This window comes from Neobacillus solisequens, from assembly GCF_051233465.1.
GTDB lineage: Bacteria > Bacillota > Bacilli > Bacillales > Cytobacillaceae > Neobacillus.
In genome coordinates, this window is record NZ_JBKFGJ010000053.1 from 1 (window position 1) to 525 (window position 525).

A 525-nucleotide genomic window follows, 5' to 3' on the forward strand; every position below is an offset into this window, starting at 1 on the left:
TTCAAGAAGGCATTAGGTTAAAAGGAGGAATATTTCTGAAAAAGTTTCGTGGGAAAAAGAGGTATTTTCGTAATATATGGCGGCAAGTAAATAATATTAATTTGGAACTTGATAATGAGTCCTGGTTTGAGTTCTATCATATACACCTTGACTGGGAGGGTGTTGGAAATGGAAGTGTTCATATAAGAAGAGAGCATATAAAAGCATATTTAGCTTTATATAAAAGGGTATTAAATGAGCTAAATATGTTTGAAAAACCTTTTCAATCGTGGATTCTATTGGATGAAGGAGATTCAGGTCAAGATGCAGTATATATTCATACTCCAAACCCAAACAGAGATAATTTCCCTCTAAAGGTGGAAGAATTAAACTGGAATTGTAACATCCCCACATTCTTCAGTGATTTAATAGAATTAAAGGAATTTAATGTGGCTCACTATAAGTCAGAATCTAAAGGTTGGTATGCTATCCAATCCAAGTTTCAGGTTAATAATTTGTGATTACTTATTCAACAAACGGGTGCTT

Annotated in this window: 1 protein-coding gene; it reads left to right on the forward strand. The window is 33.1% G+C overall.

Features of this window, described 5'->3' with window-relative positions:
* Positions 1 to 500: hypothetical protein (locus ACI3K6_RS23495; protein ID WP_435556733.1), on the forward strand; the 500-nt coding region annotated here is incomplete at its 5' end.
* Positions 501 to 525: the final 25 nt, after the last annotated feature.